This is a genomic window from Marinobacter lipolyticus SM19 (assembly GCF_000397065.2).
Taxonomy (GTDB): Bacteria; Pseudomonadota; Gammaproteobacteria; order Pseudomonadales; family Oleiphilaceae; genus Marinobacter; species Marinobacter lipolyticus.
Genome location: NZ_KE007314.1, coordinates 1 through 3,428, shown reverse-complemented (window position 1 = coordinate 3,428; position 3,428 = coordinate 1). Strand labels below are relative to the sequence as shown.

Annotated in this window: 8 protein-coding genes; 5 read left to right on the top strand and 3 right to left on the bottom strand. The window is 49.4% G+C overall.

Features of this window, described 5'->3' with window-relative positions:
* Positions 1-935 precede the first annotated feature (935 nt).
* Positions 936-1,256: a DUF6968 family protein gene (locus MARLIPOL_RS06405; protein WP_012140452.1), complete on the top strand. Its 321-nt coding sequence runs from the start codon at positions 936-938 to the stop codon at positions 1,254-1,256.
* A 14-nt stretch (positions 1,257-1,270) separates the two neighbouring features.
* Here the strand turns inward: MARLIPOL_RS06405 and MARLIPOL_RS06400 are convergent, their stop codons facing one another.
* Both MARLIPOL_RS06400 and MARLIPOL_RS06395 read right to left on the bottom strand, forming a co-directional pair.
* A complete protein-coding gene (locus MARLIPOL_RS06400; protein WP_012140450.1) occupies positions 1,271-1,567 on the bottom strand; it encodes a type II toxin-antitoxin system RelE/ParE family toxin in 297 nt (98 codons plus the stop codon).
* Positions 1,567-1,806, bottom strand: a complete 240-nt coding sequence (locus MARLIPOL_RS06395) for a type II toxin-antitoxin system ParD family antitoxin (protein WP_012140448.1) — start codon at positions 1,804-1,806, stop codon at positions 1,567-1,569. The genes MARLIPOL_RS06400 and MARLIPOL_RS06395 overlap by 1 nt, the downstream gene beginning before the upstream one ends.
* Positions 1,807-1,914: 108 nt before the next feature.
* Here MARLIPOL_RS06395 and MARLIPOL_RS06390 point away from each other — a divergent pair, with 108 nt between their 5' ends.
* Positions 1,915-2,295 carry a hypothetical protein gene (locus tag MARLIPOL_RS06390; protein ID WP_012140446.1) on the top strand — a complete coding sequence of 127 codons (381 nt, stop codon included), beginning with the start codon at positions 1,915-1,917 and terminating at the stop codon, positions 2,293-2,295.
* A gap of 76 nt (positions 2,296-2,371) precedes the next feature.
* Here MARLIPOL_RS06390 and MARLIPOL_RS18650 read toward each other — a convergent pair whose 3' ends face one another.
* A complete protein-coding gene (locus MARLIPOL_RS18650; RefSeq protein ID WP_186008473.1) occupies positions 2,372-2,515 on the bottom strand; it encodes a hypothetical protein in 144 nt (47 codons plus the stop codon).
* Positions 2,516-2,608: 93 nt separating this feature from the next.
* Here MARLIPOL_RS18650 and MARLIPOL_RS18975 point away from each other — a divergent pair, with 93 nt between their 5' ends.
* From MARLIPOL_RS18975 to brnA, 3 genes are read left to right on the top strand one after another with little or no spacing between them, the layout of a single operon-like run.
* Positions 2,609-2,833: a group II intron maturase-specific domain-containing protein gene (locus tag MARLIPOL_RS18975; RefSeq protein ID WP_407638042.1), complete on the top strand. Its 225-nt coding sequence runs from the start codon at positions 2,609-2,611 to the stop codon at positions 2,831-2,833.
* A 24-nt stretch (positions 2,834-2,857) separates the two neighbouring features.
* Positions 2,858-3,121: a BrnT family toxin gene (locus tag MARLIPOL_RS06380; protein WP_012140441.1), complete on the top strand. Its 264-nt coding sequence runs from the start codon at positions 2,858-2,860 to the stop codon at positions 3,119-3,121.
* The gene (gene brnA / locus MARLIPOL_RS06375) at positions 3,111-3,380 is read left to right on the top strand and encodes a type II toxin-antitoxin system BrnA family antitoxin (protein ID WP_012140440.1); all 270 of its coding nucleotides are present in this window, start codon (positions 3,111-3,113) and stop codon (positions 3,378-3,380) included. The genes MARLIPOL_RS06380 and brnA overlap by 11 nt, the downstream gene beginning before the upstream one ends.
* Positions 3,381-3,428: the final 48 nt, after the last annotated feature.

The window sequence follows — 3,428 nt, the reverse complement described above, 5'->3', positions numbered from 1 at the left end:
ACGCTGGGGACGGCTCGGAATCGAGTTTTTCTACAGCCTCGTTATGTGCTAAAGGGAATTATGAAACATCTATTCATTCTTTTTTGCGGGGTCGTGCTGGTTGGGTGCGCGTCCAATCAAAACCGCGCCCCTGGGGGAAACGAGAGGTACTACGGAGCTTCGGAGTACTGTTTAAACCTGAAGAAAAGGGCAACAGATGATCTGAGTAATCCGGATAACTATCGACAGTATCAGGACGAATGTGAATTTTATGGAGGTAGCGAGCCTCCGAAAGAAGATCAAAATAGAGAGTGTATCCTCAACATGATTTTAGGTGGCTCTTGCAGTGAGGCATACGAGAAGTGGAAGTGATTAACCGTAGGCCTCACCTAACCATGCAAGTCACGGCGACGTCTACTACATTGCGGCTCCGCCTCCATTTCGTAGCCGCGCGTGCTTAGCGGCGTTAGGCATTTTATGGAAGTATCGAAACTCGGATTCTGGGCGCTTTTAACTCTCCCGTTTTACCGTTCAGTTACGTGGCAAGCGTCACTTTCTGAACTCGGTAGTCGTGGCGTCCCAAGCTTTCTTGTTCGGCTTCTCTGGATACTCTTGTTCCCTATCGTGGCGTTCTCCCGCACCGATGATGACTACGCAATTATGGATGTGGCCCCGGATTTAGGTGACTGCATTTGGTCCCTTGGTACTTTTTCATTGCTTGCGGGATTCGTGACATTGCCAATATTTGCAATAATCGACGGTATTCCTATGTGGCTTTCTGGCCTACTTATCTTGGGCTGGCCAGTGTTTAAGTTTCTATCTATACCGTTTACCAGGAGGCAGCTTTGATGCCTAACAAGGCGGTCAACCGGACGCCAAAAGCGAGGCGCTTTTGGTTCCCTCCGCTGGCGCTCCGGCGCCGGTTACCTCAGCGTTATGCATAAGGAGCGCCGAGGATGATGCCAAAGATTGAAGAGGTTCGCGACATCATCGCTACAAGAGAGCTTGTTTATATATCGAGCTCGGGTGAGCGTGAAAAGGCAACAATAGAGATCGGAAAGCCATACCAAATTGAAAATGAAGCGTACGTTTGCCCGTACCGCGTTGGTTCCCTTAGCTACGAGCATATTTATGGTTCAGTAGGTATAGATTCATTCCAAGCGTTGGAGCTTTCGCTAAAAACCATGGAGGCCGAATTAATCTATTGGGTGCGTAAAAAGGGTGGTTCATTCGAGTTTTTGGGTGAGCCAGGTACGGGACTAGAGAAAAATGCATAAACAAATGTTATGCCCTAAAGCAGATGGCCCTCAGGCAACATGCGTTTGTGCAGGAGGCGGATAATTTCAACAATACCCTCGGTGGCTAGCCGATAAAATATGATGTGGCTTCCCTGAGGGTACTGTCGGTAGCCTGGACTTATCTCATCGCAAGCTTGCCCCAAGTTCGGATTGTCAGCCAGAAGGTGGAAGCATTGATCGAACTGGAGAACATAGTGGTTTCGTTGATCTCGCCCCCATTCACGCTCCGTGTATAGGGCAATAGATTTGAGGTCAGCTTTGGCCTTCCTGGAAAGCTTGAAATTTGGCATCAGCGCCCTTCGTTGTCCAGTTCACGAATAAACGAGTCATAGGAGTAGTCTTCAAAACCACTGTCCTCGCCTTCCTTGAGCAGTTTACGAAGTGTGATCAGGCGTGTTTCAGACTCCTCAAGCAGGCGTAATGCTGCACGAACTACCTCGCTGGTTGAGCTGTATCGGCCATTTTTGAGCTGTTCTGCAATGAACGCATCAAAATGTTGGCCTAAAGTGATGCTGGTGTTCTTTTGCATGATGCCACCTCGTTAGTACCAATAATTGGTATATTTTGGTTCAGGTGGCATAACAATGCAATCCACGCGACAAGCGCGTGATTGCTGGCGTTATATGCAAGTGAAAAAATGACAGACGAACAGTACATCGAGATCATCAAGAAGAAACATGCGAACCGAAAGCTAAGTGGGTCTCTGGGGCTCCTGGTCGTTGTCGCAGTAGCAACGTGGGTCTATTTTGCGTTTAATGATTTGAATCAACGAGCTGCCGATATGGCTGAGGTCGGAGTATTTCTGACCGAAGGCGAGAGAGTTACACAGGTCCAAATTTCCGGTGTCGAAACCTTGATCAGCCTTGCCCATTCCACAGGCACTGAGAACGGAGCGTTTTTAGGTCAATTTATGGCTTTTGCGGGGCTTTTTGCTGTCTATTTTTTGGTTCAGATTTTCGGTGGTCGCAAAGAGCGCTTGCTTTTGGAGTACTACGAGAAATCTGCATCTAACCAGTAGCGTAAGCGGGCCGGTTTTCCGGCGCGGTTGCGCCTCCAAACCGGCCGCTTCGCATGGCGTTAAGTGTAGTGGTCAACTAAGCCACACCCGACAGGCCAGAAGCTTGCCAGTCAGACAGCCTTGGGTATACCTTCAGGCCACGACTGCTGAAGAACAGCAAACGAAACAGCATGTTTGTGAATTTCACACCGGCGGTCAGCCAGGCGGCTATGAAGTCCATGCGGCAAACAACCCGGAGATTGAACTATCGCAATCGTTCCAACCTGAGTCTGGCTGATATATCGCGACTACATAACCCGATTCTTCGGGAGAGCTGGCGTACTATGGAAGGTTCTATCCTTCCGCTATGTACCCGGTGCTGCGACATTTCAACCGGACGTTGGTGGCTTGGGCGATGAAGAAGTTCAAGTGCCTGAAAGGTCGGAAGATGCGGGCGAGTCAACTCTTGAAAACACTGGCGCCTAACCAGACAAAGGGGCGGGAGTTTTTCTACAGCCTCGTTAGCAATTGCACTACTCCTCCCCGTCTTGCGATTTGAGTAAAAAAGGAATAATTTGTACTCATGGATGAGTTTGAATTCGACGAAACCAAAAGCCAGGTCAATCTGGACAAGCACGGTATCGACTTTGTGGTTGCCCAAGAACTTTGGGAAGATCCTTACCTGCTGGAAATTCGCGCAAAATCAGAGGATGAACCCAGATTCCTGCTGATAGGCAAGATTGGTGAAAAGCACTGGTCGGCTGTCGTCACATATAGGGATGCTCGTATTCGTCTGATTTCAGTCAGACGTTCCCGCAAGAAGGAGGTTGAGCTCTATGAAAGCTAAAGACTTCGACAAAAAGTTTGAGGAAGGTCTGGAAGATATTGTTGAGGACCTCGATCTGTCCTCTGCTCGCCGCGTTAATCAGGAACAAAAGCGAATCAACGTCGATTTCCCGGCTTGGGTTGTGGAGTCGTTGGATCGTGAGGCTGCGCGCATTGGCGTTACCCGTCAATCGATCATCAAGGTGTGGCTGGTGGAGCGTCTTCAGGCAGAAGCTGCTAACAAGCCGCTCAATGGTGACGCCGCAGGCGGCGCACATTAGCCGAGCGTTATACCAAAGGGAGAAGTGATGCTTCACGGAAGTTGTCTG

What these genes read in the sequence shown, in the direction of transcription:
- MARLIPOL_RS06390 (WP_012140446.1), top strand. Translation starts at nt 1,915, where the DNA reads ATGACAGACGAACAGTACATCGAGATCATCAAGAAGAAACATGCGAAC.
- MARLIPOL_RS06380 (WP_012140441.1), top strand. Translation starts at nt 2,858, where the DNA reads ATGGATGAGTTTGAATTCGACGAAACCAAAAGCCAGGTCAATCTGGAC.
- MARLIPOL_RS06400 (WP_012140450.1), bottom strand. Translation starts at nt 1,567, where the DNA reads ATGCCAAATTTCAAGCTTTCCAGGAAGGCCAAAGCTGACCTCAAATCT.
- MARLIPOL_RS06405 (WP_012140452.1), top strand. Translation starts at nt 936, where the DNA reads ATGATGCCAAAGATTGAAGAGGTTCGCGACATCATCGCTACAAGAGAG.
- MARLIPOL_RS18650 (WP_186008473.1), bottom strand. Translation starts at nt 2,515, where the DNA reads ATGGACTTCATAGCCGCCTGGCTGACCGCCGGTGTGAAATTCACAAAC.
- brnA (WP_012140440.1), top strand. Translation starts at nt 3,111, where the DNA reads ATGAAAGCTAAAGACTTCGACAAAAAGTTTGAGGAAGGTCTGGAAGAT.
- MARLIPOL_RS06395 (WP_012140448.1), bottom strand. Translation starts at nt 1,806, where the DNA reads ATGCAAAAGAACACCAGCATCACTTTAGGCCAACATTTTGATGCGTTC.